Annotated in this window: 22 protein-coding genes; 10 read left to right on the top strand and 12 right to left on the bottom strand. The window is 71.5% G+C overall.

What is annotated here, in order from left to right:
• Nucleotides 1-7: 7 nt before the first annotated feature.
• The gene (locus ACP4E5_RS37470; RefSeq protein WP_425836849.1) at nucleotides 8-763 is read right to left on the bottom strand and encodes a L,D-transpeptidase family protein; all 756 of its coding nucleotides are present in this window, start codon (nucleotides 761-763) and stop codon (nucleotides 8-10) included.
• A gap of 190 nt (nucleotides 764-953) precedes the next feature.
• On the opposite strand from ACP4E5_RS37470, the gene ACP4E5_RS37465 reads away from it, so the two are divergent.
• Complete coding sequence (locus ACP4E5_RS37465) at nucleotides 954-2,798, top strand: ABC transporter transmembrane domain-containing protein (RefSeq protein WP_425836846.1); 1,845 nt, start codon at nucleotides 954-956, stop codon at nucleotides 2,796-2,798.
• Nucleotides 2,795-4,594: an ABC transporter ATP-binding protein gene (locus ACP4E5_RS37460; protein ID WP_425836843.1), complete on the top strand. Its 1,800-nt coding sequence runs from the start codon at nucleotides 2,795-2,797 to the stop codon at nucleotides 4,592-4,594. The genes ACP4E5_RS37465 and ACP4E5_RS37460 overlap by 4 nt, the downstream gene beginning before the upstream one ends.
• A gap of 59 nt (nucleotides 4,595-4,653) precedes the next feature.
• On the opposite strand, the gene ACP4E5_RS37455 is transcribed toward ACP4E5_RS37460, so the two are convergent.
• Nucleotides 4,654-5,181: a COG4315 family predicted lipoprotein gene (locus ACP4E5_RS37455; protein WP_425836840.1), complete on the bottom strand. Its 528-nt coding sequence runs from the start codon at nucleotides 5,179-5,181 to the stop codon at nucleotides 4,654-4,656.
• Between the two features lie 120 nt (nucleotides 5,182-5,301).
• Here ACP4E5_RS37455 and ACP4E5_RS37450 point away from each other — a divergent pair, with 120 nt between their 5' ends.
• Together ACP4E5_RS37450 and ACP4E5_RS37445 are read left to right on the top strand one after the other, a co-directional pair.
• Nucleotides 5,302-5,895 carry an RNA polymerase sigma factor gene (locus ACP4E5_RS37450; RefSeq protein ID WP_425836837.1) on the top strand — a complete coding sequence of 198 codons (594 nt, stop codon included), beginning with the start codon at nucleotides 5,302-5,304 and terminating at the stop codon, nucleotides 5,893-5,895.
• Nucleotides 5,876-6,529: a cupin domain-containing protein gene (locus tag ACP4E5_RS37445; protein WP_425836834.1), complete on the top strand. Its 654-nt coding sequence runs from the start codon at nucleotides 5,876-5,878 to the stop codon at nucleotides 6,527-6,529. The genes ACP4E5_RS37450 and ACP4E5_RS37445 overlap by 20 nt, the downstream gene beginning before the upstream one ends.
• Nucleotides 6,530-6,564: 35 nt before the next feature.
• Here ACP4E5_RS37445 and ACP4E5_RS37440 read toward each other — a convergent pair whose 3' ends face one another.
• Nucleotides 6,565-7,359, bottom strand: coding sequence for a metal-dependent hydrolase (locus tag ACP4E5_RS37440; protein ID WP_425836831.1), 795 nt, complete (start codon nucleotides 7,357-7,359; stop codon nucleotides 6,565-6,567).
• 193 nt (nucleotides 7,360-7,552) lie between these two features.
• On the opposite strand from ACP4E5_RS37440, the gene ACP4E5_RS37435 reads away from it, so the two are divergent.
• The gene (locus tag ACP4E5_RS37435; RefSeq protein WP_425836828.1) at nucleotides 7,553-10,066 is read left to right on the top strand and encodes a DEAD/DEAH box helicase; all 2,514 of its coding nucleotides are present in this window, start codon (nucleotides 7,553-7,555) and stop codon (nucleotides 10,064-10,066) included.
• A gap of 82 nt (nucleotides 10,067-10,148) precedes the next feature.
• On the top strand, nucleotides 10,149-11,021 hold the full coding sequence (locus tag ACP4E5_RS37430; protein ID WP_425836825.1) for an acyl-CoA thioesterase: 873 nt from the start codon (nucleotides 10,149-10,151) through the stop codon (nucleotides 11,019-11,021).
• A gap of 60 nt (nucleotides 11,022-11,081) precedes the next feature.
• Here the strand turns inward: ACP4E5_RS37430 and ACP4E5_RS37425 are convergent, their stop codons facing one another.
• Both ACP4E5_RS37425 and ACP4E5_RS37420 read right to left on the bottom strand, forming a co-directional pair.
• Nucleotides 11,082-11,963 (bottom strand): DUF6397 family protein, encoded by an 882-nt coding sequence (locus ACP4E5_RS37425; RefSeq protein ID WP_425836822.1) that lies wholly within the window; start codon nucleotides 11,961-11,963, stop codon nucleotides 11,082-11,084.
• A gap of 143 nt (nucleotides 11,964-12,106) precedes the next feature.
• Nucleotides 12,107-12,523, bottom strand: coding sequence for a roadblock/LC7 domain-containing protein (locus tag ACP4E5_RS37420; RefSeq protein WP_425836819.1), 417 nt, complete (start codon nucleotides 12,521-12,523; stop codon nucleotides 12,107-12,109).
• Between the two features lie 120 nt (nucleotides 12,524-12,643).
• On the opposite strand from ACP4E5_RS37420, the gene ACP4E5_RS37415 reads away from it, so the two are divergent.
• Nucleotides 12,644-13,072 (top strand): PPOX class F420-dependent oxidoreductase, encoded by a 429-nt coding sequence (locus tag ACP4E5_RS37415; protein ID WP_425836816.1) that lies wholly within the window; start codon nucleotides 12,644-12,646, stop codon nucleotides 13,070-13,072.
• An 18-nt stretch (nucleotides 13,073-13,090) separates the two neighbouring features.
• Here ACP4E5_RS37415 and ACP4E5_RS37410 read toward each other — a convergent pair whose 3' ends face one another.
• From ACP4E5_RS37410 to ACP4E5_RS37390, 5 genes are all read right to left on the bottom strand, one after another.
• The gene (locus tag ACP4E5_RS37410) at nucleotides 13,091-13,699 is read right to left on the bottom strand and encodes a GTP-binding protein (protein ID WP_425836813.1); all 609 of its coding nucleotides are present in this window, start codon (nucleotides 13,697-13,699) and stop codon (nucleotides 13,091-13,093) included.
• The gene (locus tag ACP4E5_RS37405) at nucleotides 13,680-14,075 is read right to left on the bottom strand and encodes a DUF742 domain-containing protein (protein WP_425836810.1); all 396 of its coding nucleotides are present in this window, start codon (nucleotides 14,073-14,075) and stop codon (nucleotides 13,680-13,682) included. Before ACP4E5_RS37405 ends, ACP4E5_RS37410 begins: the two co-directional genes overlap by 20 nt.
• 17 nt (nucleotides 14,076-14,092) lie before the next feature.
• A complete protein-coding gene (locus ACP4E5_RS37400) occupies nucleotides 14,093-14,533 on the bottom strand; it encodes a roadblock/LC7 domain-containing protein (protein WP_425836807.1) in 441 nt (146 codons plus the stop codon).
• Nucleotides 14,530-17,055: a sensor histidine kinase gene (locus ACP4E5_RS37395; RefSeq protein ID WP_425836804.1), complete on the bottom strand. Its 2,526-nt coding sequence runs from the start codon at nucleotides 17,053-17,055 to the stop codon at nucleotides 14,530-14,532. The genes ACP4E5_RS37400 and ACP4E5_RS37395 overlap by 4 nt, the downstream gene beginning before the upstream one ends.
• A 62-nt stretch (nucleotides 17,056-17,117) precedes the next feature.
• Nucleotides 17,118-17,891 carry an MHYT domain-containing protein gene (locus ACP4E5_RS37390; RefSeq protein WP_425836801.1) on the bottom strand — a complete coding sequence of 258 codons (774 nt, stop codon included), beginning with the start codon at nucleotides 17,889-17,891 and terminating at the stop codon, nucleotides 17,118-17,120.
• 230 nt (nucleotides 17,892-18,121) lie between these two features.
• Between ACP4E5_RS37390 and ACP4E5_RS37385 the strand changes: the two genes are divergently transcribed.
• From ACP4E5_RS37385 to ACP4E5_RS37375, 3 genes are all read left to right on the top strand, one after another.
• Nucleotides 18,122-18,724, top strand: a complete 603-nt coding sequence (locus tag ACP4E5_RS37385) for a class I SAM-dependent methyltransferase (RefSeq protein ID WP_425836799.1) — start codon at nucleotides 18,122-18,124, stop codon at nucleotides 18,722-18,724.
• A 99-nt stretch (nucleotides 18,725-18,823) separates the two neighbouring features.
• Nucleotides 18,824-19,111 carry a hypothetical protein gene (locus ACP4E5_RS37380; RefSeq protein ID WP_425836796.1) on the top strand — a complete coding sequence of 96 codons (288 nt, stop codon included), beginning with the start codon at nucleotides 18,824-18,826 and terminating at the stop codon, nucleotides 19,109-19,111.
• A gap of 177 nt (nucleotides 19,112-19,288) precedes the next feature.
• The gene (locus tag ACP4E5_RS37375) at nucleotides 19,289-20,131 is read left to right on the top strand and encodes a hypothetical protein (RefSeq protein ID WP_425836793.1); all 843 of its coding nucleotides are present in this window, start codon (nucleotides 19,289-19,291) and stop codon (nucleotides 20,129-20,131) included.
• 60 nt (nucleotides 20,132-20,191) lie between these two features.
• On the opposite strand, the gene ACP4E5_RS37370 is transcribed toward ACP4E5_RS37375, so the two are convergent.
• Together ACP4E5_RS37370 and ACP4E5_RS37365 are read right to left on the bottom strand one after the other, a co-directional pair.
• Nucleotides 20,192-20,374, bottom strand: a complete 183-nt coding sequence (locus ACP4E5_RS37370) for a hypothetical protein (protein WP_425836790.1) — start codon at nucleotides 20,372-20,374, stop codon at nucleotides 20,192-20,194.
• Between the two features lie 147 nt (nucleotides 20,375-20,521).
• On the bottom strand, nucleotides 20,522-21,472 hold the full coding sequence (locus tag ACP4E5_RS37365) for a fatty acid desaturase family protein (protein ID WP_425836787.1): 951 nt from the start codon (nucleotides 21,470-21,472) through the stop codon (nucleotides 20,522-20,524).
• Between the last annotated feature and the right edge of the window lie 267 nt (nucleotides 21,473-21,739).

The raw sequence follows: 21,739 nt of genomic DNA, 5'->3' as shown, positions 1-21,739 counted from the left end.
GGCCGGCTCAGGTCGCCTTGAGCTCGGCCTTGTCGCCCATCACGACCACCGGGTGCTGCTTCGGGTCGAGCGTCTTGAGCAGGTACTCCATGTCGCCCTTCGACTGGCTCACGCACGCCGAGGTGCCGCTGCCGTGGTCCATGTGCAGCCAGATGCTGCCGCCCTTGGACTGGCCCTGCGGCCGGGTCGGGTCATTGGGCGACGTGCCCTTTGCGCGGTTGTAGTCGATGGCGATGACGTAGTCGAAGTCGTGCCAGTGCGACTTCGCCCAGTAGTGCGGGGCCTGGAACGACGCCGACTGCGTGTACGGCAGCTTCGCGCCCGGGTCGGCCAGGACGCCGCCGGCGTCGCTGAGCGTGAAGACGCCGACGGGGCTGCGCTTGTCGCCCTCGTGGTGGCTGGTCGTCCAGCCCTTCTTGCCGTTGTGCCCGGACCAGTCGCGCTGCTTCTTCCAGGTGTCGCCGGACTTGGTGTAGAGCACGATCGTGGAGCCCGCCGCGTCCTTGCCGTCGCCGTACACGGCGACGACCTGCCTGGCGTTCGCCGGGATCTGTTTCTGGTAGCGGTCGCCCACCCCCGGGATGCGCTTGAGGTCCGCCGCGCGCGCCTCGGCGCCCTGGGACTCGCCGCCCGAGGAGTTCGCCCCCGCCGTGGCCTTCTTTCCGCTGTCGCCGCCGTCGGCGCCGCAAGCGGCCACCGTCGTCAGCAGGACACCGCACGCCGCCATCGCGACGCCCACCCTGATCGCACCCGCACTCCGCATGCGTTCCATGGTCGCACCACCGGTCAAAAACCGCGGAACCGACTCCGATCATGACGTTCGATCCGGTCCGATTCTTTGCCCGGGACCGGAAAACCGTTTGCCTCGGCTCGCCGCGGGGCGCGAACCTTTCACGGTTTGCTGCCTTTGAGTCCGCTTCTTCGATCCACCCCGCTTCGAGCCCTGGGACGTCATGCAGATCTCCGACCTTCCGTATCCAGACCCAGGTGTGCCGGACGCACGCTCGGGCCCCCGGTTCCTGATCTGGCTCGGCAGGAACCAGCTCGGTGGGCAGGCCAAGTCCCTTGTCTGGGGCCTGATCCACTTCGTCTCCGTCGCCGGCCTCGCGTACGGCGTCGGTTATGCGGTGCAGGCGGTCGTCGACCGCTCCGGCTCCGGTCTCGCCAAGGCCGGCGCGCTGATCGTGCTGCTCGGCATCGGTGTCGCGGTCGGCGACACGATGCTGCACCGCACGTCCGTCACGAACTGGATCACCGCCGCCGCCCGCGTCCAGCAGCTCCTCGCCCGCAAGACCGCGACGCTCGGCGCCGCCCTCACCCGGCGGGTCGCCGCGGGCGAGGTCGTCGCGGTGTCCACCGGTGACGTGGAGAAGATCGGCTGGTTCGTCGAGGCGCTCTCCCGCTTCACCGCCGCCGCGCTCACCGTCGTCATCGCCGCCGTGGGCCTCCTGATCTACCAGCCGGCGCTCGGTGTCGTCGTCGCGCTCGGCATGCCGGTCCTGGCGCTCGCCGTGCTGCCCCTGCTCCCCCGCGCCACCCGGCGCGCGGACCACCAGCGGGAGAAGGCGGGCCACGCCACCGAACTCGCCTCGGACACCGTCGCGGGCCTGCGCGTGCTGCGCGGCATCGGCGGCGAGGAACTGTTCCTCGACCGCTACCGCCGCGCCTCGCAGGACGTGCGCCGGGCCGCCGTGCGCAGCGCCCGCATGTGGTCGCTGATCTCCGCGATCCAGGTCCTCCTTCCCGGCCTGCTGACGATCGTGCTCGTCTGGTACGGCGTCCAGCTCGCGCGCGAAGGCCGGATCACCGTCGGCGAACTGATCACCGTCTACAGCGGCGTGATGCTCCTCAACTACCCGCTGCGCCACTTCGAGGAGATCGCGATGGCGTACTCGTTCTCCCGGCCGTCCGCGCAGCGCGCGGCCAGGGTGCTGTCGCTGGAGCGCGTCACCGAACCGGACGGCGGGCTGCGCGACGCCAAGGCGCCGGCCGGCGACCTGTACGACCCGGCGACGGGCGTGCTGGCACCCGCGGGGCGGCTCACCGCCGTGGTGTGCGGCGACCCGGACCTGGCGGGGCGCCTCGCCGACCGGTTCGCCGGACACCCCGCTTCCGCCGCCGACGACGGCGCCGGCGAGGCGGCGCCGTCCGTCCTGCTCGACGGCGTGCCGCTCGACGAATTGCCGCTGGACGTAGCGCGGACGGCCGTACTCGTCCAGGACAAGGACCCGGTGCTGCTCTCCGGCACCCTCGCCGAACTCCTCGACGTACCGGCCTCCGGAGGCGTCGCACCCGACGACGCGCTGGACGCGGCCCAGTGCTCCGACGTGCTGGACGCCCTCACCCAGGGCGCCCCGGACGAGGACCCGATGACCGCCCGCATCACCGAACGCGGCCGATCCCTCTCCGGTGGCCAGCGCCAGCGCCTCGCGCTGGCCCGCTCGCTGGTCACCGACCCGGACACGCTGGTGCTCGACGAGCCGACGTCCGCCGTCGACTCGCACACCGAGGCCCGTATCGCCCAGGGCGTGCGCGCGCTGCGCAGCGGTCGCACGACCGTGGTGCTCACTTCGTCGCCGCTGGTCCTCGACCGCGCCGACCGCGTGGTGTTCGTCCACGAGGGCGAGGTCGCCGCGGTCGGCGAGCACCGCGAACTGGTGCGCAGCGAGCCCCGGTACCGCGCGGTCGTCACCCGCGAGACCGACGAGGAGCAGGCCTCCCCCGGTGCCGGCACCGGCACCGGCACCGGCACCGGCATCAGTACCGACATCGAGATCGACATCGAGGAGACGGCATGATCGGCGTAGCGCCCCCGGCCTACGACCCGGCGGCCCCCACCACGGCGAACACCCTGCCCGTCGGCGCCCCGGCCACGGTCCGCGCCTATGTGCGCGAGCTGTACCAGCGCCACCGCCGCGAGTTCCTCCTGCTCATCGGCGTGAACACGGTCGCCGTCATCGCGTCGATGGCCGGCCCCTACCTGCTCGGCGGCCTGATCCAGGACGTCTCCGAGAACCCGGGCGGCGCCGGCGCGCTGGAAGGGGCCCAACTGGCCCGCACCATCGGCCTGTTCGCACTGGCGCTGGTGGTCCAGGCCGTGTTCATCCGGCAGGTGCGGCTGCGTGGGGCGGTGCTCGGCGAGCGGATGCTGGCGGATCTGCGGGAGGACTTCCTGGTGCGGTCCGTGGGCCTGCCGCCCGGCGTCCTGGAGCGGGCCGGTACGGGCGACCTGCTGTCGCGGATCACCACGGACATCGACCGGCTCGCGAACGCGATGCGGGAGGCCGTGCCCCAGCTGTCCATCGGTGTCGTGTGGGCGGTGCTGCTCGTCGGCGGGCTCGCGGTGACCGCGCCGCCGCTTGCGCCCGCGCTGCTCATCGCGGTGCCGGTCCTCGTGCTCGGCTGCCGCTGGTACTTCAAGCGGGCGCCGTCCGCGTACCGCTCGGAGGCCGCCGGGTACGCGGCCGTCGCCGCCGCGCTCGCCGAGACCGTGGACGCCGGGCGCACCATCGAGTCGCACCGGCTCGGCGAGCGCCGCATCGCGCTGTCGGAGCGGCGCGTCAAGGAGTGGACCGCATGGGAGCGCTACACCCTGTATCTGCGCTCGGTGTTCTTCCCGGTGATCAACACCGTGCACGTCCTGGTACTGCTGTCGGTGCTCGTGGTGGGCGGTGTCTTCGTCCTCCAGGGCTGGATCGATGTGGGGCAGCTGACCACGAGCGCGCTCATCGCGCAGATGCTGGTGGACCCGCTCGGCCTGATCCTGCGCTGGTACGACGAGCTTCAGGTCGCCCAGGTGTCGCTGGCCCGGCTCGTCGGCGTGCGGGACATCGAGCCGGACGCGGGCGACGCCTCCGTGCGGCCCGACGGCCGTGATGTCCAGGCCGACGCGGTGCACTTCGGTTACCGGGAGGGCGTCGACGTGCTGCGGAAGGTGTCCCTGGAGGTCGCGCCCGGCACGCGGCTCGCCCTGGTCGGCCCCTCGGGTGCGGGCAAGTCGACGCTCGGGCGGCTGCTCGCCGGGATCTACGCGCCGCGCACCGGGCAGGTCACTCTGGGCGGCGCGGAGCTCTCCCGGATGCAGGCCGAGCGGGTGCGCTCCCATGTGGCGCTGGTCAACCAGGAGCACCACGTCTTCGTGGGCTCCCTGCGCGACAACCTCCGTCTGGCCCGCACCGGCGCCGACGACGCGGAGCTGTGGGCCGCTCTCGGCGCGGTCGACGCCGACGGGTGGGCCGATGGCCTCGCCGACGGCCTCGACACGGAGGTCGGCTCGGGCGGGGTCGCGCTCACTCCGGCGCAGGCGCAGCAGATCGCGCTGGCCCGGCTGGTCCTCGCCGACCCGCACACGCTGGTCCTCGACGAGGCGACCTCGCTGCTCGACCCGCGCGCGGCCCGCAACCTGGAGCGCTCGCTCGGCCGGGTCCTCGACGGCCGCACCGTCGTGGCCATCGCGCACCGACTGCACACCGCGCACGACGCGGACGTGATCGCCGTGGTCGAGGACGGCCGGATCCGCGAACTCGGCAGCCACGACGACCTGGTCGCGGCCGACGGCGCGTACGCGGCGCTGTGGCGGTCCTGGCACGGCTGACGTGCCGCGGGCGGCGGTCGGGAGCCCTTCCCTCGGGGCGGCTCCCGGCCGGCGTCGGCTCAGTAGCCGTTGCCACCAGTGTCGTTGTCGTTCCCGCCCCCGGGTGCGGCCTTCTTGATCGCATGGCCGTGGGAGTCGATGACGTACCAGATCTGGCCGATGCCCTGTCCGTTCGTGTCCCCCGCCTTGTGATCGTCGGCGTAGTAGTAGAGCGGGTGTCCGGCGTACGTCGCCTGTGCCGTGCCGCTGCCCTTCGTCGTGGCGATGAGGTTCGGCTGGACCCCGGCGCCGGCCTTCGGTTTGCCCTCCATGTGCGGCCACTCCTTGACGCACTTCGCGTCGCACTTCATGGAGTTGCTGTTCTTGCCGTCGCTGGTGAACAGGTAGAGCGTGCGCCCCTTTCCGTCGACGAGGATCTTGCCCATCGGGGAGTCGCTCGTGCTGAGGGTGGAGGCGTCCGTGGCCGCGGGCGTGCCGCCACCCGAATCGCTGCCGCCGCCCGAGCCGCCACCACCACCGCCGCAGCCCGCCAGTCCGAGGGCCGCCACGAACGCGAACCCGGCCATGCCGATCCTGAAGTTCTTCATGATCACTCCGTCCCTTCCGACGGAGGTTGTACGACCGGGGGACGCCGATGGATTGCGCCACCCGACGGAACACGGACGCTGCGTGCAATCCCTTCACCTCTCTCGTACGTATAAGGGGGCGTGGAACTGTTCTCGCGGGCGGATCGCGCCGACGACGCCTCGCTCGTCGCCGGTTTCGCCCTGGGCGACGAGCAGGCGGCCGTCGCCTTCGTGCGCCGCTTCCAGGACGCGGTGTACGGACTCGCGCTGTCGGTCACCCGCGACCCCGCTCTGGCCGAGGACGTGAGCCAAGAGGTGTTCGTCCGTGCCTGGCGGGCCGCAGGCAGCTACGACGCCCGCCGCGCCTCGGCCCTCACCTGGCTGCTGACGATCACGCGCAACGCCGCCATCGACGCCGTACGCGCCCGCAGGCCCGTGCCGATGCTGGCCGAGACATTGGAGCGGCTGCTCGACATGACGTTGCAGAGCGAGAGCCCGGAACGCCTCGCACTGGTCTCGCTCGAGAGCGACCGCGCCGTCCGACGGCTTCGCGCCCTGCCCGTCGAGCAGGCCCGCGCGGTCGCGCTCGCGGTGCTCGGCGGGTGCACGGCGCAGGAGGTGGGCCGGCACGAGGACATCCCGCTCGGCACTGCCAAGACCCGGATCCGGACCGGCCTGCGGAGGCTGCGTGAGGCGTCGAAGGAGGAGAGCCGCGATGGCACGCCACCCCGATGAGGACGAGCTGGTCGCCCTCGCCCTCGGCACGCTCCCCGGTGGGCAGGCCGAGCTGCTGCGCCACCTCTCCCTGTGCCCGAACTGCCGCTCCGCGTACGACGACCTTTCCGCGGCCGTCGACGCTGTGCTGCCCGCGGCGCCCGCACTCGCCGCCCCGGCGGGGTTCGACGCACGGGTCCTGGAACGCCTCGACGTGCACCGTCCCGCACGGCGCCGCGCGCTGCGGCGGCCTGCCCTGCTCGTCGCGGCGGCCGTGCTCGCCGGCGTGTGTGCGGGAGGCGCCGGCGTCACGGTCCTCGGCCACCTCGGCCGGGGGAACCCGCCCGCCGTCTCCGCGAGCGACCACGGGGCGGAGCTCGTCACCCGGTCCGGCACGACGGTGGGCACGGTCGAACCCAGCCGCGTCGGCGACCGGCCTGTGGTGGTCATGCAGATCGCGGACGGCGGCCCCGGGGGCTACTACACGTGCCGGCTCCTGCTGAAGGACGGCTCGGTCCGCGACGCGGGCCACTGGTGGCTTCCGTCGTCCGGGCGGGCCACCTGGATCGCCCACGGAGCGGCGAGCTCGATCGACCGCGTCGACCTGGTGGACGACACCGGCCGCGTCTGGTCGTCCGCGGACCTGGCCGGCTGACGACGCCCGCCCAAGGCGGGGCCGCCGCCCCTGGGTCAGATGAAGTTCAGCGCCGCCGCACACCCCACGCCGCCGGCCAGCATGAACACCGGCATGAGCACCTTCAGCTCGATCCAGCTGCCGGCCCGGAACCGCATCAGCTTGGGCGGCCCGATCGGGTACCAGCGCTTGCGGCCGATCGGGATGGGCCACAGGATCGGGCAGCCCGAGACGGTGAGCGCGTCCCCGATGTCGTGCACCAGCGCGCCGAGCACGATCGGCAGGCCCAGCCACAGATACTCCTGGCCGGGGTCCGTGAACAGCCAGTCCGAGCCATTGCCCGGCTGGTCCAGGATGCCCGCGAGTATCCACGCGCTGGTCGCCGCGAGCAGCCACACGAGAATGTCGCTGCTGTGACCGCGGGCCGCCCGCCACAGCAGGCCCTCGATGGCGAGCACCATGTGCACGAAGAGGATCCCGAGAACCGTCCAGCGACCGCCGGTGATCGCCGCGAACGAGGTGCCCGCCCCGATCAGCACCGCCCAGACCCAGGTATGGGTGAGCGTGCGGTGGCCGCCCGAACGCCGGGGGTCGCCCTGCTTTCGAGTGGTCTTGTAGACGGCGTACGAGAGTTTGTCGACGATCTCGCAGAGCCCGCGGGAGATCGGGCCGAAGGCGCCGGAGATGGTCGCCGACTTGTGGTCGAGGTCGGGCGCGAGCGCGGCGCCCGCGCAGATCAGCGCTCCGACGAGGAGGACCGGCCACGGCATCGGATACCCGGCCGCCGTGGTGGCCGCCCCCACCCCCAGCCAGGCCGCCGCTCCTGACAGCGAGTGTGCCGGTCCCATCATGGCTCTGTTCCGCCCCTGTTTCTGTTGTGCCGGCCGCACGCGGTGGACCGACATGTCGCTTATTGCTGCGCCGAGTTGCCCCGTGAGGGCCGCGCGCGTGCTGACGCCCCGTCGGCGACCCAGCGTAGCCTTCGTGATCTTCGCCTGGACATCCGATTGCCGGATCGAGCCGGAAGGCAGGCAAGATGGTGCCGTGACCCTTATCGATCAGCTCCCGAAGACCGCCGACCCGGACGCCCTCTACGACGCCTTCGAGTCGTGGTCCGAGGAGCGTGGGCTCACCCTCTATCCCCACCAGGAGGAGGCGCTGATCGAGGTGGTGTCGGGCGCGAACGTGATCGTTTCGACGCCCACCGGGTCCGGCAAGTCCATGATCGCCGCCGGTGCGCACTTCGCCGCGCTGGCGCGGGACGAGGTCACCTTCTACACGGCGCCGATCAAGGCGCTGGTGTCCGAGAAGTTCTTCGAGCTGTGCAAGCTCTTCGGCACGGAGAACGTCGGCATGCTGACCGGCGACGCCTCCGTGAACTCGGACGCGCCCGTCATCTGCTGCACCGCCGAGGTCCTCGCGTCCATCGCGCTGCGCGACGGCGCGCAAGCCGACATCGGCCAGGTCGTGATGGACGAGTTCCATTTCTACGCGGAGGGGGACCGCGGCTGGGCCTGGCAGATTCCGCTGCTCGAGCTGCCGCAGGCGCAGTTCATCCTGATGTCGGCGACGCTCGGCGACGTCTCCATGTTCGAGAAGGACCTCACGCGCCGCACCGGCAGGACCACGTCGGTGGTCCGCTCGGCCACGCGCCCCGTCCCGCTCTCGTACGAGTACCGGCTCACCCCGCTCACGGAGACGCTGACGGAGCTCCTGGAGACGAAGCAGGCGCCCGTCTACATCGTGCACTTCACGCAGGCGCAGGCCGTGGAGCGCGCGCAGGCGCTGATGAGCATCAACATGTGCACGCGCGAGGAGAAGGACCAGATCGCCGAGCTGATCGGCAACTTCCGGTTCACCACCAAGTTCGGCCGGAACCTGTCCCGTTACGTACGCCATGGCATCGGCGTGCACCACGCCGGCATGCTGCCGAAGTACCGCCGCCTGGTGGAGAAGCTCGCCCAGGCAGGCCTGTTGAAGGTCATCTGCGGCACCGACACCCTCGGCGTCGGCGTCAACGTACCGATCCGCACGGTGCTGTTCACTGCCCTCACCAAGTACGACGGCACGCGCGTGCGGACGCTGCGCGCGCGGGAGTTCCACCAGATCGCGGGCCGCGCGGGACGCGCCGGGTTCGACACGGCCGGCTTCGTCGTCGCGCAGGCGCCCGAGCACGTCATCGAGAACGAGAAGGCCCTCGCGAAGGCGGGCGACGACGCCAAGAAGCGCCGCAAGGTCGTCCGCAAGAAGGCTCCCGAGGGGTTCGTCGCCTGGACGGAGAACACCTTCGAGAAGCTGATCGGCTCGGACCCGGAGCCGCTCACGTCGCGCTTCCGTGTCACGCACACGATGCTCCTGTCGGTCATCGCCCGCCCGGGCAACGCCTTCGACGCGATGCGACACCTCCTCGAGGACAACCACGAGCCGCGCAAGGCACAGCTGCGGCACATCCGCAGGGCCATCGCGATCTACCGCTCGCTCCTGGACGGCGGCATCGTCGAGAAGCTGGACACACCGGATCCGACCGGCCGCATCGTGCGCCTGACCGTCGACCTGCAGCAGGACTTCGCGCTGAACCAGCCGCTGTCGACGTTCGCCCTCGCCTCGTTCGACCTGCTCGACCAGGAGTCGCCCTCGTACGCCCTGGACATGGTGTCCGTCGTGGAGTCCACGCTCGACGATCCGCGGCAGATCCTGCACGCCCAGCAGAACAAGGCGCGCGGCGAGGCCGTGGCGCTGATGAAGGCGGACGGGGTCGAGTACGAGGACCGGATGGAGCGCCTCCAGGACATCTCGTACCCGAAGCCCTTGGAGGAGCTGCTCTTCCACGCCTACGACACCTACCGGCAGAGCCACCCGTGGGTCGGCGACCACCCGCTGTCGCCCAAGTCCGTGATCCGCGACATGTACGAACGCGCCATGACGTTCACGGAGTTCGTGTCCTTCTACGAGCTCGCCCGCACCGAGGGCATCGTCCTGCGCTACCTGGCGAGCGCGTACAAGACGCTCGACCACACAGTGCCCGACGACCTGAAGTCGGAGGATCTGGAGGACCTGATCGCCTGGCTCGGCGAGATGGTGCGCCAGGTCGACTCCAGCCTCCTGGACGAGTGGGAGCAGCTCGCCAACCCGGGCGAGATGACCGCCGAGGAGGCCCAGGAGAAGGCCGACCAGGTCAAGCCGGTCACGGCGAACGCGCGCGCCTTCCGGGTCCTCGTCCGCAACGCCATGTTCCGCCGCGTCGAGCTCGCGGCGCTCGACAACGTCGAGGAACTCGGCGAGATGGACGGCGACTCGGGCTGGAACGCGGACGCCTGGGGCGACGCCATGGACAAGTACTGGGACGAATACGAGGACCTCGGCACCGGACCCGACGCGCGCGGCCCCAAGCTGCTCATGATCGAGGAGGATCCGGAGCACGGCCTGTGGAAGGTGCGCCAGACCTTCGCGGACCCGAACGGCGACCACGACTGGGGCATCAGCGCCGAGGTCGACCTCGCGGCGTCCGACGCCGAGGGCCGTGCCGTCGTCCGGGTCACGGACGTCGGTCAGTTGTAATTCCAAGGACGGCCGGACAGCAGATTCCGGCCGCGCCCCTGCGCCGGTCCCCTCCGGCCGCACACACGAGAGAGATCCACCCATGACGAATCCTGCGGAGAAGCTCGTCGACCTGCTCGACCTGGAGCAGATCGAGGTCAACATCTTCCGCGGACTCAGCCCGGACGAGTCCCTCCAGCGCGTCTTCGGCGGGCAGGTCGCGGGCCAGGCCCTGGTGGCGGCGGGACGCACCACCGAGGGCGACCGCCCCGTGCACTCGCTGCACGCGTACTTCATTCGCCCGGGCCGCCCCGGCGTGCCGATCGTGTACCAGGTGGAGCGGATGCGCGACGGGCGCTCGTTCACCACGCGGCGCGTCACCGCCGTGCAGCAGGGTCGCACGATCTTCAATCTCACCGCCTCCTTCCACAAGCCCGAAGAGGGTGCCTTCGAGCACCAGTTGCCGCCGGCCCGGCAGGTGCCGGACCCGGAGTCGCTGCCGACGATCGCCGACGAGGTGCGGGGCCACCTGGGCGCGCTGCCGGACGCCCTGGAGCGGATGGCCCGCCGGCAGCCCTTCGACATCCGCTACGTCGACCGGCTGCGCTGGTCGCCCGAGGACATCGAGGCGGCCGAGCCGCGCAGCGCGGTGTGGATGCGTGCCGTGGGCCCCCTCGGCGACGATCCGCTCGTGCACACCTGCGCGCTCACCTACGCCAGCGATATGACACTGCTGGACGCGGTGCGGCTGCCGGTCGAGCCGCTGTGGGGTCCGCGCGGCTTCGACATGGCCTCGCTCGACCACGCCATGTGGTTCCACCGTCCTTTCCGTGCCGATGAGTGGTTCCTGTACGACCAGGAGTCGCCGATCGCGACGGGCGGCCGGGGCCTGGCCCGTGGCCGTATCTACGACACGGAGGGCCGCCTGCTGGTCTCCGTGGTCCAGGAGGGGCTGTTCCGCAAGCTCGAGGGCTGACCGGCCACGGAGCCGGTGGTCCGATCATGGCCGACGTACAGGCGGGGGCCGCGCGGCGGTTCAGACTCCTCTTCCGGTGAGGCGGGACCACAGGCTCCGCGGCCTCGCCTCCGGAGGCTCCGCGACGGCCACCGCCGCGGCCACGGGCTCCGGCGCGACGCCGGGCAGCGCCGCAGCGGGTTCCATGTGTCCGACGGGCCGTGGTGCCGGGCGCTGCCTTCGGGCCTCCTCCAGGTTGAGCAGCAAGGTCCCGCGCAGCCAGCTGATCTCGTCCGGGTCGTCGGCGGTCAGGATGTGCTGGACGATCGCGGCGTTCGGCGACTCCGGTGCTCCGTACCAGAACGTGTCGGGCCGCAGCCGGTGCAGGTGGGCACGCTCGTAAGGGCTCGTGACGAGTTCCGCGAGCTGTGCCGGGTCGAGGAGTGTGGCGACGGCGGCCGCCCGTTCCCACGGGCTGTCGGCCTGCCCGAGCAGGTAACCGGCGTGCCTGGCCCGCCAGTTCTTCGGCCGCAGGTCCGCGCCGGCCTGCAACCTGGCGCGCACCCTGTCGGGCGCCCGCCCCGTCAGCAGCGGCCCGTTGACCTCGGCCGCCGCAAACTCCCGGAGTTCCTGCGCGAGGTACAACCACACCACGGCCCGGTACCGGTTGACGTAGAATTTCGCGGGCGTCAGCATCCCGACACGGGCCAGCCTGGTGAAGCGGGACGACGGGACGTCCAGGAGCTCGGCGCCCTCCGCCGTGCCGACGACCCTGACCTGCTCGAGCAGCGTGTCCGGGAACCCCTCGGTCTCGCGGATGCGGTCGATCTCCTCGCGCGGGACCCGGCGCCTACCGCCGCCCGGTGCCGGGACGGTACGGATCCGGCCCAGCCGGACGGCGAGGTCGAACTCACTGCGTTTCAACCCCAGTTCCCGCGCCGCGCTGCTCTGAGGCCTGGTCATGATGTCGCCTTGCACGATGGTTCTCCCCCGTCTGCGAATCAGACGCGGTCACTCTCCGTGACCGCTCGAGAGAACCGTAGCCCGGATCACCCCGCCCCGTGCGAGCCTGTGGATAACCCTTCCGAGCCGTGGATCGCCGCAGGTCAGAGGTCTGCGAGCGGACCTCGCCCGGGGTTTCGCACATCGACGGTGAGATGTTCGCCGACCCGGTGCACCAGCAGCGTCATCTCGTACGCGACCTGCCCGATGTCGGCCTCGGCCGCGCTGAGCACGCACAGGCAGCTGCCCTCGCCCGCCGCGGTGACGAACAGCACCGCGTCGTCGAACTCGACCATGGTCTGGCGCACTCCGCCGGTGCCGAAGTACCGGCCCGACCCCTTGGCGAGGCTGTGCAGTCCGGACGAGACCGCCGCGAGGTGCTCGGCGTCCTCGCGGAGCAGGCCCGTGCTCGCCCCCGTCACCAGGCCGTCGTTGGACAGGACCAGAGCGTGCCGCACATGCTCGACGCGCTGCGCCAGGTCGTCCAGGAGCCAATCGAGTCCTTCGTACTGCTGCCCCATGATCCCCTGTCCCCGCTTCCCTGTGGCTCCCCGCCCCCGGAGGGGATCCGCTCCCCTGCCCGGAGGATCTCAACCGCAAGCCTTCCCCACGGTGGGCATCCGGGCAAGGAGGATGGGCGCATGGCACACAAGATGACCGATGAGCAATGGAAGGCCTTCGTCTCCGAGGGCACTCACACCGCCAAGTTGTCCACTGTGCGGGCCGACGGGAGCCCGCACGTCGCGCCCGTCTGGTTCGTCCTCGACGGCGACGACATCGTCTTCAACACCGGCAAGGACACGGTCAAGGGCCGCAACCTGGCCCGGGACGGGCGGGTCGCCCTCTGTATCGACGACGAGCGGCCCCCGTTCTCGTTCGTGTCGATCCAGGGCCGCGCCGAGCTCAGCGAGGACCCGGACGAACTGCTGGATTCGGCCACCCGGATCGGCGGCCGGTACATGGGCGCGGACCGCGCCGAGGAGTTCGGCCGGCGCAACGCGGTGCCGGGTGAACTCGTCGTCCGTGTACGGGTCGAGAAGGTCGTGGCGCTGGGCGACATGGCCGGCTGAACAGGCCGGCCACGTCCGTCATCCCACGGAGTCGAGCAGCCGGGCGGAGTGCATGCGCCCGGCGTACTCGACCAGTCTGATCAGCACCTCCTTCCCCGAGTCCCGGTCGCGCGCGTCGCACAGCACCACGGGGGTCCCGCGGTCGAGGTCCAGGGCCCGGGCCACCTGGTGCGCTCCGAAGGCATGGCTGCCCGCGAAGCAATTCACCGCCACGACGAACGGGATGCGCCGGTGCTCGAAGTAGTCCACGGCGGGGAAGCAGTCCTCCAGCCGCCGGGTGTCCGCGAGGACCACGGCGCCGAGCGCGCCCTGCGAGAGCTCGTCCCACAGGAACCAGAAGCGGTCCTGGCCGGGCGTGCCGAACAGGTAGAGCGACAGACCGGACCTGATGGTGATGCGGCCGAAGTCCATGGCGACGGTCGTGGTCGTCTTGCGTTCGACCGCCCCGGTGTCGTCCACGTGCTGGCCCAGCTCGCTCAGGCGTTCCTCGGTGCGCAGTGGTCTGATCTCGCTGACCGCGCCGACCAGGGTGGTCTTGCCCACCCCGAATCCACCCGCGACCAGAATCTTCAGGGCCAGTGCGGCACTGGAGCCGCCGGCCGTGGTGTCAGAGTGCTCTGAGCCCATCGATGACTTCTCTCAGGATCTTCTCGTCAGGTAGCTGTGCGGGCGGCACCGGCCTGCTGACCTTCACGCAGGCCAGTTCGAGCAGGTCGCCGAGGAGCACACGGACCACGCCCACGGGCACGTCGGTGCCAGCGGCCAGTTCGGCGACCGTCTGCGTCTCCGTGCGGCACAGCTCGATGATCGACCGGTGCTCGGGACCGAGTGCGGTGTCGTCGTCCGCGCCGGGTGCCGCGATGTCGAGCGACACCAGGGCGATCAGGTCGAAGTGCGCTCCCTGGGGCCCCGGTGCGGTCCGTCCACCGGTCATCGCGTAGGGGCGGACCAGAGGCCCGGCCTCTTGGTCGAACCACTGGCTTCCGGGGTCGTTGTCGTTCATGTCGCCGACCGTGCCCGTCAGCCCGCGGTGGGCGGCTGCCCGGCGGATCTCGGGGCCGTGTAGAGGTGCTCGCCGACCCTTCTGACCAGGCGGGCCATCTCGTAGGCGACGAGCCCGATATCGGCGGTTCCGGTGCTCAGGACGGCGAGACAGGAACCGTCGCCCGCGGCCGCCACGAAGAGGAAACCTTCATCCATCTCGACCATGGTCTGCCGCACCCCGCCCGTGCCGAAATGCCGCCCCGTGCCCTTGGCGAGGCTGTTGAAGCCGGACGCGACGGCCGAGAGGTGTTCGGCGTCCTCCCTGCGCAGGCCGCTGGAGGAGCCGACGGCGAGCCCGTCGTTGGAGAGGATCACGGCATGCCGCAGTTCGGGCACTCGAAGCACCAAGTCATCAAGGAGCCAGTCGAGTTCGCCGGAACCGTGGGCCGTGCCCGTGATACTCGGTTCCTTGATCATGCGCGATCTCCTTCATGGATGTCGGGGCCGGGCGGGCGGCCACCGCCTCTGGCCCAGCCGTCCCGGAAGGAGGCCATCCGGGCCCGGACCTGTTCGGGGGTGCGCTCGTCCGGTGCGGGTACGCGCGCGGGGGACATCGGTTCGGCCGGCCGCTCGCGCAGTTGGGGCGCGAGGCTGGCCTGTCGTACGCGGTGTGGGAGGCCGTCGGGGAGTGGAGCCGTGTCGTCCTCTGGCTGTTCGGGGTGTTCGGGGAGCACGGGCTCCGGTGGGGTGCGCAGACGCAGCGCGGTGACGCCCGGTGGGTGCCGGGGGCTCTCGGGCTCCGCAGAGGGGGCGAGCGCCGGGCGGGGCACCGGCGCGGGGACGGGGTGGCTGTCGTTCATCGGCCCCGCTTCGGGCTCGGGCACGCGCGCGTAGCGGCGCTCTGCCTGGGACAGTTCGTGCGCCTCTGGGGCACCGGGACCGACCTCGCCGTCCTTGTGCAGCAAGGGGGTGGGCAGGAGGACGACGGCGGTGGTGCCTCCGTACGGGGACGTACGCAGGTGCACCTTGATGTCGTGGCGTTTGGCGAGCCGGCTGACCACGAAGAGGCCGAGCTGGTCGCTGTCGAACAGGTCGAGGGCCTCCGAGTGCCCGATGCGCTGGTTGGCCTCGGCGAGGCTCTCCTTGCCCATGCCGAGGCCGCGGTCCTCGATCTCGATCGCGTATCCGTTGCCGACGGGCTCGCCGCTGACGCGCACCTTGGTGTGCGGAGGCGAGAACTGGGCCGCGTTTTCGACGAGTTCGGCCACGAGGTGGGTGAGGTCGGCGACGGCGGCGCCGGACACCTGGGCGGCGGAGAGGTGGCGCACCTCCACGCGCGCGTAGTCCTCGATCTCGGAGACCGCGGCCCGTACGACGTTCGTCAACGGGACGGGTTGCCGCCAGGCACGGCCCGGCGCGGCTCCGGAGAGGATGATCAGGCTCTCCGCGTGGCGCCGCATCCGTGTGGTGAGGTGGTCGAGCCGGAACAGGTCGCTGAGTTCGCTCGGGTCGTCGGCGCGGCGCTCCATGCCGTCCAGGAGGCCGAGTTGACGGTGGACGAGGACCTGGCTGCGGCGGGCGAGGTTGACGAAGACGCCGGAGATGCCGCTGGCGAGTTCGGCGCGCTCCACGGCGGCGTACAGAGCCGCGCGGTGCACGGTGGTGAGCGCCTCGGACACCTGTCCCGTCTCGTCCTCCGCGGGCGCGCCCTGGGGTGCTTCGGCCTCCACGTCGATCTCCTCGCCTGCCCGCAGCCTGCGCATGGTGTCGGGCAGTTTGCGGCGGGCGATCTCCAACGCGGTGTTGCGCAGGCTGACGAGTTCGACGACGAGGCCGCGGCCGATGCGTACGGAGATCACCAACGAGGCCGCCACAGCGACGAGTCCGAGCAGTACGGCCGCTCCCGCCGGGGTGAGCAGTCCGCGGGTGAGCGGGTCCGCGCGGACCGCGGCGCCGCGTGCGGCGTCCGTCTCGATGGTGCGCAATCGCTCCTGCACGGTCGCGTACGCCGTGTTCCAGGAGTCGGCGGACGCGGCGGCGAGCGCCTTGCCGCCCGGTTCGGCGATGAGGGTGCGGTCCTCGACGGCGCGTACGTCGCCGTAGGCGCGGCCCGCCGCCAGGTGCTGCCAGGCGGCTCGTTCGGGCCCGCGCAGGTCGCTCGCGGCCGTGCCGATGAGGGTCTCGCGGGTCCCCACCGCCCCGGTGAACAGCCGCAGCCGCTCGCCGTCCAGGGAACCGGCCAGGCGCGCGCCGACGAGCACCGTGTTCTCCCGGGCGAGCATCTCGCCGGAGCGGCCGAACTCCAGGAGCACGCGCGCGTCGGAACCGAGTTCGGAGTCCTGGATTCCGGTGAGTGAGCCGCTGACCGCGAAGGCGCTGTCGACGGTCCTGGTGTACTGCCCGTACGCGTCGTCCCAGCCGGTGCGCCGCTCCTGGACGGCCTTGCGCACGCTCCGGAGGTGCTCGACGTTCCCGACGAACGACTCCAGTCGGCCGGCCACCGCGCGCGGGAGGTCCGCTCCGTCCGCGACCGTGCCGTCCGTGCCGAGGCGCAGGGGGGAGACGGCGCGGTCGGTGGTGGCGGCGCGCCTCGTGAGGTCGTCGCCGCGGGCGGCGGTGGGTTCGGTGGCGTAGGAGACGGCCGCGGTGCGTTCGGCCTGGAGGGCGGCCACGGCCGCACCCACGGGGGCGCGGACCGTCTCGTCGACCCGCTGCAACTGCCGCAGCCGCGCGATGTCCTGGGCGGTGCTCACGGTGGCGAAGGCCCACAGGGCTAGCAGCGAGACGACGGGCACCATCAGGAGGCAGATGATTTTCGCCCGGACCGTACGCGGGCGCAGGTTCACGGCTCCCCCGCGCGCGGGGGACGCCTTGCGGGGCTCCGGGTCCACCGGGACGTCTTCGTGGGCGGGCAGCCCGGCGTGCGCGCGCCGTCCGCGCGTGGGCGCAGAACTCTCGTGCGCAGGGCCGGGGCTGGGGGTTCTGCGGGGCGGGCGCATGGCCTCCTCGATCGGGGTCGGGGCACTTTCGCGCTACGGGTGCCGGGCCGGTGCCGGTGCGGTCAGGGAGTCTGGTGCTCCAGCGGGCGCTGGGCCGACATGGATGCCTCCCTTTCGTCCGCGGCCGGGGACAGCGCGACGAACGCCGAGGTCAGGAAGAGGTAGGAGCCGAGCCCCACGGCCAGCGGGAAGATGAACTGCATCGCTGTCGCCCCGGGGAGCACGGCCGTGGAGGGGGCCACCCGCACGCTCACCGCCATCATCCCGGTGTAGTGCATGCTGCTCACGGCGCCGCCCATGACGAGGGAGGCGACCGCGACGGCGCCCGGTGACCGGATGTTGAGGGCGGCCCACAGCGCGGCGGTCGCGGCGACGACGGCGATCACCACGGAGAGGGCGACCAGCAGCGGGTCGTAGTCGACCTGCCCGTGCAGGCGCAGGGCCGCCATCCCCAGGTAGTGCATGCTGGCCACGCCGATGCCCGTGGTGAGGCCGCCCAGGACCAGCGCGCGCCCGCGCCCGCGGTCATGGCCGACCACGAAGACGCCGACGCCGACGACGGTCACCGCGACGACGAGGCTGAGGATGGTCAGTGGAACGTTGTAGCGGATCTCGGTGCCGGTGACGGTGAACCCGAGCATCGCGACGAAGTGCATGGTCCAGATGCCGGTGCCGATGGCGGATGCGGCGGTGAGCAGCCAGTTGCGCCGTGAGCGTCCCGTGGTGTTCAGGGCGCGCACGGTGCAGCGCAGTCCGAGGGCGGCGCCGATGCAGGCCATCACGTACGACAGCACGGGGGTAAGCCAGCCGAAGGCGGCGTGGTCCAGGTGTCCCATGAGTCAGGGACGGTATGCCGGTGGGGGCTCACAACGGGGGCGCAGTTCGAAAGGTTTTGGAATACGGAGGAGATACGGTTCGAAACGGTCGCCGGAAAGTCGAACATGCGCACCGCACGCGCATGCGATGTCTTCGACGGAGAAAGGGACCTTTCGATCCCGTGTCCCCCACTCGTGTCACAAGACGCGCCTGGTCTCCGCTGTCAGTGTGCTGCGCAATCATGGAGCGCATGAGCGATGACGCCACACGTGTGCAGGAGTTCTTCACGGCCAGGGCCGCCGACTGGGACGCCCGTTTCCCCGACGACGGACCGGCCTACGCGTCCGCGGTGGCCGCGTTGGGGCTGCGCCCCGGTAGCCGTGTGCTCGACGCCGGCTGTGGCACGGGGCGGGCGCTGTCGCCGCTGCGCGCGGCCGTGGGGCCTTCCGGGGTGGTCCTGGGCGCCGACCTGACCGCGGCCATGCTGGAGCGGGCGGTGCAGGCGGGCAGGGACGCCGAGGGGCGGTTGCTGCTCACGGACGTTGCGCGACTGCCGCTGCGCGCGGGCGTGCTGGACGCGGTGTTCGGGGCCGGGCTCATTTCGCACTTGCCGCAACCGGCCGAGAATCTGCGCGAGTTGGCGCGCGTGGTGCGCCCCGGCGGGCTGCTCGCGCTGTTCCACCCCATCGGCCGGGCCGCCCTCGCCGCCCGCCACGGCCGCGCGCTCACGCCGGACGACTTGCGCGCCGAGCCCAACCTGCGCCCGCTCCTGGCCGCCGCCGGCTGGCGCCTGACCTCGTACGCCGACGAGGACGACCGCTTCCTGGCACTCGCGGTGCGGGAGGAGGACTGAGTCCCGCCGCGCGGGATCCGCTCCGTGGCCGGGTCTGTCACCATGGCCGCAACTGCGCGACACACGTTGGCGGTTACGGGCAGGGGGACGGTGGCGTCCATGATCGAACGAGTCCGCAAGGCGTGGAGGACGTGGCGCGAGGACAGCGGCGCGCCGAGCAGGAGAGAGCGTGCGCACAATCTCTTCGAGGCGGCTGCCGCCTACGTGGTGGCGTGCGTCGACGACGATCAGGATCGTGCCGACGAGGCGGAGGGCTGGGTCGAGCCGAGTGCGCTGGCCTTCGGGGTCAACGAGCTGGCTTGCAGGGCTGTCATCGCCCTCGCGCGGGAACGCGACGAGCCGCCGCGCACCGTCGCCCGCGCCCTGCTCGGGCTGCCCGTCGGCTGACCCACGCGTGCGGGGCGCACATGACGGACACGGGACGTCGACACTTTGTTCACCTCTGGGCCGCCAGAGCTCAACTGGTGGCGAAATTCCTGGTCATCGACCACGGACCCCCCTGTACGACGCCATCGAACACTGGCTAAGGTCTCGCCGGTGGAACGAAGTTCAGGGGAGGCTGGCGTGGCCGGTGTGGACGAAGCGGCGGTCGAAGGGGACGACGCGCTGTACGTGCTGACGGCGGTGTTGCTGACGCCTGCGAAGTTCCCGAGCGTGCTCGGCGACGACTACCCGGAGGCCTGCAAGGCCCTGGGTCTCGCGCCGTTGGCCGAGGGGTACGGCCTGGTGCTGGGCCAGGACGGGCAGGGCGCCCGCTGGACCGTCGTGGTCGACGACGTATCGCTGGTCGCCGTGGCCATCGCGACGTGGGACTGCGGCATGGAGTACGAGCTGTCGCCCGACGAGAACAGCATGGTCGCCGCGCTGCCCGGCTGGCCGCTCGCGCTCGCCGTGGCCGCCCCGGGCGTCCCCGCGCCGCACGATCCCGAGCCCGACCCCGAGGACACCGACACGCCGCCGCTGGCGCCGCCCGACACGGAGACGTGGGGCCCGGCCCAACGGCGCCTGGGAGCGGACGAGATAGCCCTTCAGTGGGCCGTGTGGCGGGAACAGCTCGACGACTCCCAGTTCGCCACGGAGGAGGACGCCGAGGCGCCCCAGGAGGGCGACGGCGCGGACGCCGGGCCCGGCGGCGGTACGCACACGGGCGTCCGGCGGGTCCTCTCGGAGGTGCGCGGGTACGTGGACGCGCCGCCGCCGCTGGGCCGCGTGCGCTCCGCGTTCGCCTCCGGCGACGCCCGGACGCTGCGCGCGGACGGTCCCGGCTGGTCGATGGTCGCGCGGACCGACGACATCGCGTTCGTGCTCCTCGACGACGAACCGGGCGAAGTGCTGCCGGTCGGCCGCGGCAAGGAGCTGCCGAGCCTGCTCGAAGCACTCGACAAGATGGCCGTGCGCCCTACGTGAACCGCCGCAGCCGCACGGGACGTTCGCGCCCCGTGCGGCTCCGGCCGTCACGATGTCCCCTCAGTGCCCGATTTCCTTGCGCGAGACGCGGCGCAGCCTGCGCCGCTGCGAGGGGTCGAGCATCAGGTACGCCGCGGCGGGCACGCCCAGCACGATGAGCAGGGACGCCCACCAGGGCAGCCAGATCCACAGGATGATGCCGGCCGCCACACCTCCCGCGGCGATCTTCGCGTTCTTCGACATGTGTGGCCTCCTTCGGGGCGGCCCGCCCTCGCCTGAGTGGAGCGGACCCGCCTCTGCTGTGAGAAACGGGCCCACGTCGCCCGCAGTTCCGTCGCGTAACCCTGAGACATCCCTGATTCCGTGCCCCCGCGCACGGCCGGGAGGCCGTCAGATGTCGGCCCGCAGCGGCTCTCCCACTTCATACATGTGGCGCAGCGCCTGGCGGTAGGAGTCGACAAGCCCTGTCTCCACGAACGGGATGCCGAGTCCGCGGCAGTGGGCCTTCACCATGGGCTGCGCGAGGCGCAGGTGGGGGCGGGGCATGCTCGGGAACAGGTGGTGCTCGATCTGGTAGTTGAGGCCGCCGAGGAACCAGTCGGTCAGCACGCCGCCCTTGATGTTGCGCGAGGTGAGGACCTGGCGGCGCAGGTGGCCCCACTTGTCGCCGTCCGGGTCCGGCATCTCCATGCCCTTGTGGTTGGGGGCGAACGCCATTCCGAGGTGCAGCCCGAACAGGGCCTGGTGGAGGGCCGCGAAGACGAGCGCGTGGCCGAGCGGCATGGTGGTGAGGAGCAGTGTGACGTAGCCGGCCACGTGCGCGACCAGGAACGCGCCCTCCACGAGGCGTTCGCGGGGGCTCTGGCGGCGCAGGTCCTGGAATCCGTAGATCTTCAGGGCGAGGCCCTCGAGCAGGGTGAGCGGGAAGAAGAGCCAGGCCTGGTGGCGGGTGAGCCAGCCGCGGAACCCCGCGCGCGTGGCGGCCTGCTTGCTGGTGAAGACGAGTACGTCGGCGGCGACGTCGGGGTCCTTCTCGATGTGGTTCGGGTTGGCGTGGTGCCGGTTGTGCTTGTCGTTCCACCAGGAGTAGCTCATACCGAGCAGCAGATTGCCGTGGACCAGGCCGATCAGCCGGCTCACCGAGCGGTTCCCGGTGATCTGGGCGTGGCCCGCGTCGTGCCCGACGAAGGCGGTGCGTGCGCACAGCACCGCGAGGACCGGCGCGAGGGCGAGCACCCACCACGAGCCGCCGAGGAGGGCCATGCCCGTGACGACGGCGCCGAGGCAGAGAGCGTTGACCGCGATGGTGCGCACATACCAGCCGGTGCGCCGCTCCAGCAACCCCTGCCCTTTGATGGCGCGCAGCAGTGGCGTGAACTCGCTTCCCCTTCGGGGGAGGCCGGCCTGGTGGCGGGTTCCGGCAGGGTTCCGACGGCCGAGGGCATGACGGTCTCCGGTCTGTGGTGGGTGAGGTCGATGCGGCGGGCTACGCGTCGCCCGACCACTAAGAACCTATGGATCACGGACCTTGATCGACCATGGCGCCACCACCCCTGTACCGCCTGGGCTCGCCCCACCTCGACAGGGGGGTAAGCCCCACCCTTAAGG

Origin of the sequence: Streptomyces fractus (genome assembly GCF_049844455.1) — a bacterium.
GTDB lineage: Bacteria > Actinomycetota > Actinomycetes > Streptomycetales > Streptomycetaceae > Streptomyces > Streptomyces fractus.
The sequence above is the reverse complement of the archived record's forward strand: the minus strand, read 5'-3'. Positions and strand labels throughout refer to the sequence as shown.